Below are 4,598 nucleotides of genomic sequence, written 5' to 3' on the forward strand. Positions count from 1 at the left end.
GCCGGTCCTCCCAATGACCACCTCATCCCAACACCCGGCGCGTCAGCAAATTTCCACCACCAGCGCGGACTCTACCCTCTTCAGAGTGGCACCGTGTATGCTTGTCCTGCGTGCTCTGCTGCTATCACAGTCTCACTAGGAGCGCCGCCAATTGTGGCCGGAACCGTGTATGAGAGTGCCTCCGATGCTGCAATCAATATAGAGACAAGCGACTCAAATCTGCCGAATTAGCTTGGCTTACCCTTGCTTGGGGTGGTGGTCTGTCCGCCTCGTTTGGTGGGTTGAGGGTTTGCCCATAGAGGTTTCCCTGCTCTAGGCTAGAGACGGCCTATGCGGGTTCGGGAGCGACAGAATGCGGGTTTACCAGCTACTTACGCGGGCAGTGTTCTGTGCTGTGAGCATAGTTCTGATGATTGTAGCCATGAGCCTGATCGTCTATGCGGGCATGCAACAGGTCACCGCTTTCAGGGCTCCAGAGCACGATATTGGCCGGGCGCTTCTCGACTCTGTCGGCTACATGGTCATCGCTATAGCAATCTTTGAGGTGGCCAAATATCCTCGAAGAAGAGGTTATTGACCCCACCCAAATGCGGAATGCGGGTCAAGCACGCCGCAGCATTACGAAGTTTGTATCTACGATCAGCATCGCCGTCTTTCTTGAAGCATTGGTCGCTGTCTTTCAAACAAGCAAAGGGGCGGACCTGACCATGATGCTCTACCCCACACTCCTTCTGTTCAGTGGGGTTATGATGGTCGTTGGTCTTGGCGTGTATCAGAGACTTAGTACTGCAGCCGAAGGCGAAGTGCGGAACTCCCCCGAAGCAGCGGCTGAGGAGCAGGCGGAGCTGGATAGATTTTAGCTTACGAGAATTCAGACGCGGAATAAGGGTGCCCTCTCCCGCTTGGCGTCGTGCTCGCTATGCCTTGCTTTGTGGGATAGGGGCTTTGACATCCGGGTTGGGCTATTCAATGATGAACCGTGTCATAAAACTGAAACGCTCAGGTAGTACCCGCACCGGCATCATGAGACATCTCAGCAAAGACGTATTAGATCCTTGCCTCGATGCAGAGGATTGCACCCATCACTGCCCAATGTGGTTCGTCTTGGCCTTGGCTTCGGTAGGAGCGCTTGGTGTGATCGGGAAATACTTCCTCGGCTAAGCTTTCCAATCAGGTCAGCTTGAGATGCCGGCGCATGGTCTGCCCGTTGTCGAACTGCATCATGTAGACCTGACTGAGCCTAGCTTCCGACAGTTGTAACTGCGTCTTTAACTCTCAGAGCTAGGGTGAAGAAGCGGCGAAGAATGTCCATGATGCCAACTACCTCCTAAGCTACCCGCCTACACCCCTGCTGCCCTTGTTTACGCCATAGGGGGCTACCCTTAGTCTTTCGCTTGGTAGGCTTAGGTTCAAATGGGTACATCATGAGGCGTTTCGCTGTTCTCGCAGGTTGTATTGCTTCGATAGTGACCTCTGCCCCCACACATGCGAATTTCTGGGACGGGAATGACCTGTACGATCGTTGTCAAACCAGACGCTCTAGTGCACTTGACTACATTCTTGGCGTCCATGACGCCCAGCAAGCAGTTGCAGGACTTGGAAGGCAGCAAAAGTTAATCTGCCCTTGGGGTAGAGTGAACTCCGGAAACGTTATTAACGTCGTCTGCAGCTATCTGCGCGACAACCCTGCTCAGCGGGATCGCTCAGGGGCTAGCCTCGTCCTAGAGGCACTCGGAGGTGCGTTCCCCTGTCGCTAGCCTCTACCTCACAAGCCCCAGCCCCTCAGCGATGCTCTCTTCTACGTAGAGGTTGGGGCTGATCTCAGCAGCCCGTGCAGATGCCACTAGTGGCCCTGCGCAACCGAGCGTCTCTAGCACGCTCCGCGTCTTCTGCCTTCTTACGAACAGCTGCACCCAGGGCTGCACCCTCTTCAGCGCTATAGACCTTTTCGACTCCCTTTCCTGGAGCTGATCCTGTTACTGCTCTCCCTTGTGCGTGTGCTGCATGGGAGGTCAGGCTAAGAGCAAGGATCGAGACGGCGGTAAGAATGCGCATAGGTCCATTCCGGTGAGGCTTCTGAGCAACCAAACCTAGCACAGCCATCGAGACGAACCGGTAGTTATTCTGACATTCCGTGCTCACTTAAGAGTGACAGCTTCAGCTACCGGAGAAGCCCCATCCGTTCCGCTATGCTCTCCTCTACGTACGTGTGAGCGCTGATCTCTATCATGAGACAGCCATCGTCTTGGATGTAGGATTTGCCGGCATTCGGCAGCAAAGACTACCAAATTTCTTGTAAGTAGCTGTATATGCAGGTGACTTGTGTACTGAGAGGATTGGGATGAAGCCTGGATGGGATTTTCGCGCGATCTACTCGTTGGCAAAGAAGTCCCAAATCCTTCTACCGTACTCGCGCACAGAGTATCTCTTCGTCCACACCGCGACCAACGCTCCAAGATAAGCGTCGACAAGGAAGCCTATAATCGCGAACAAAGTACCTATGAGCAATCCGTACCACGGAAATTCAGAGTCGATGCCCAGCAGCCACCCGAAGGTCGGGCCGAAGATAGTCATGAAGAGAAAGCTGGATAGAAACCCCACAGCGCAGCCCAACGGAGCGCCGATGACAGCAAAACAGATGATCTTGATATTCATCATGATGGAGTGCAGTGCCATTCCTCTAGTAGCGGCCTAGCAGAACAGAGTTAGGATAGCTTTCTCTGTACGTAAACAACTCAGTACGTTGGCCTATCTTTGCCGAGATCAATCAGATCAGCGCGATCACCCCTAGCTCTTCTGCAACAACGCTCACCATACTGCGCTCTAGGACAGGCCGGAAGTTGCGGGATCGTCCCTATGATATCTGGGGGTTTTACTACCGAATGCCGGGTTCTGCGGGGCATGGAGCGAGCATGAAAAAGCCCGCCGGAGCGAGGGCTCGACAGCGGGGTTTGGAAAGCTACCGCACTCTGGGTGAAAATCACCGAGAGCACTCTGTGCTTTTATAACTAGCCCAACTGGCGTGCGGTTGCAAGAGCTCAGCGGCTTCCGCAAGAAGAAAGGCCTGGGTTTCCCCAGGCCTTCTCTGTCGCAGATGCAACGGGTCTTAGTAGGTGCTGAAGCGGTAGTTCAGGCCCGCGCGCACCACACCGAAGTCAACATCATTGTCGAAGTCGAAGTCGAACTCGTTGTCGGCGTCGAGGCTGACGTACAGGCCTTCGACCTTGAGGGACAGGTTGTTGGTGAAGGCGTACTCCACACCACCACCCACGGTCCAGCCATTGGCGTCGTCCGCGAACGCGAAGCCGCCGGTGGCGTAGATGAGCGCCTGGCCGAAGGCCACACCAGCGCGGGCGCGGACCGTGCCGAACCAGTCGCTGCGATCGAACTCGCCTGCGAAGATGTCACCATCCTCGTCCACGAAGTTGAAGGCACCGCTACGGCCGAAGTCGGCGTACTGGATGTCGCCTTCGAGACCGACGACGAACGAGCCGATCTGGTAGTTGTAGCCCACCTGGGCACCGCCGACGAAGCCGCCGTCGTCCTCGTCATCAGCGAAATCCACCGCGTCGAAGTCGTCGTTCGACCAGCCGTAGCCGGCGTTCACACCGACGTAGAAGCCGGTCCAGGTGAAGATCGGAGCAGCGGCAAGGATCGGAGCCGGAGGAGCCGAGCGCATCGGCAGGTCGGCAGCAGAAGCAGCAGAAACACCAGCCACAGTGAGGGCGGTGGCGGCGAGCAGGCCAAGAAGACGGGATTTCATGAAGTCGAATCCTTTGGACGAGAAGATCTTGAGGCTGATTATGGAGAAGCGGGACAGAAAGGCTATGATAAAGATGCAACACCGCTCCGGTTTAGGCCCTAGTCGATTAGGTCTAACGGCGATTATGCTTACCGCAGTTTTAACAATTCGTGGATTTGACACCCTGGAGACCGTGTGCCCTGCTGGATCTGTTTTCGGAGCTTTCCGAAGGCGAGGAGAAACTGGCCCTGCCCCGAAACGGGCAGGGTTTTTCCGTCTGCGTTACAAATCCTGATATCCGCGCCGCCGTTTCGCCTGCGCAAGGTACTGTCAGGTTGGTAACGGCCCGAGGCCTGTGGCAGGGTCTTGGGCATAAGCACGACATCTAATCCGTACCGCGGCTACGGCTTTCCGGCCGAGATCGTCAACCAGGCGGTCTGGTTGTACCAGTGCTTCAGCCTCAGCCTGCGCGAAGTCGAGTTGGTCCTGGCGGCGCGAGGCATCGTGGTCAGCTACGAGACCATCCGCGAGTGGAGCCTGCGCTTCGGACGAGCTTACGCCAATAGCCTCAAGAGGCGGCGGCCTAAACCCGGCGATAAGTGGTTTCTGGATGAGGTGTTTGTCCGCATTCGCGGCAAACTGCATTATCTGTGGCGAGCCGTTGATCAGCACGGCAACGTGCTCGATGTGCTAGTGCTGCAGAGCCGTCGGAACACGAAGGCCGCCAAGCGCTTCTTTCGCAAGCTGCTGAAGGGCTTGTGCTATGTGCCAAGGGTCATTGTGGACTTGCTTCAGATTAGTGGAGAGCGGTTTTGTAGCGATCCGGCTAGCCTTTCAAACTGAACCGGGCTGACAT

The 4,598-nt window shown here is 55.9% G+C and carries 4 protein-coding genes and 1 pseudogene; 3 read left to right on the forward strand and 2 right to left on the reverse strand.

Annotated features, from left to right (window positions below; genetic code table 11):
• Positions 1–421 precede the first annotated feature (421 nt).
• Together JKL45_RS29255 and JKL45_RS31030 are read left to right on the forward strand one after the other, a co-directional pair.
• Positions 422–577, forward strand: a complete 156-nt coding sequence (locus tag JKL45_RS29255; protein WP_201865274.1) for a hypothetical protein — start codon at positions 422–424, stop codon at positions 575–577.
• 847 nt (positions 578–1,424) lie between these two features.
• The gene (locus JKL45_RS31030) at positions 1,425–1,757 is read left to right on the forward strand and encodes a Rap1a/Tai family immunity protein (protein WP_201865275.1); all 333 of its coding nucleotides are present in this window, start codon (positions 1,425–1,427) and stop codon (positions 1,755–1,757) included.
• Between the two features lie 613 nt (positions 1,758–2,370).
• On the opposite strand, the gene JKL45_RS29265 is transcribed toward JKL45_RS31030, so the two are convergent.
• Both JKL45_RS29265 and JKL45_RS29270 read right to left on the reverse strand, forming a co-directional pair.
• Positions 2,371–2,658, reverse strand: a complete 288-nt coding sequence (locus tag JKL45_RS29265; protein WP_201865276.1) for an ABC transporter permease family protein — start codon at positions 2,656–2,658, stop codon at positions 2,371–2,373.
• A gap of 448 nt (positions 2,659–3,106) precedes the next feature.
• Positions 3,107–3,763 carry an outer membrane protein gene (locus JKL45_RS29270; RefSeq protein ID WP_201865277.1) on the reverse strand — a complete coding sequence of 219 codons (657 nt, stop codon included), beginning with the start codon at positions 3,761–3,763 and terminating at the stop codon, positions 3,107–3,109.
• A 351-nt stretch (positions 3,764–4,114) separates the two neighbouring features.
• Here JKL45_RS29270 and JKL45_RS29275 point away from each other — a divergent pair.
• Positions 4,115–4,525: pseudogene (locus JKL45_RS29275) on the forward strand (IS6 family transposase); the annotation flags it as partial.
• Positions 4,526–4,598: the final 73 nt, after the last annotated feature.

The sequence above is a fragment of the Microvirga soli genome (genome assembly GCF_016734765.1).
Taxonomy (GTDB): Bacteria; Pseudomonadota; Alphaproteobacteria; order Rhizobiales; family Beijerinckiaceae; genus Microvirga; species Microvirga soli.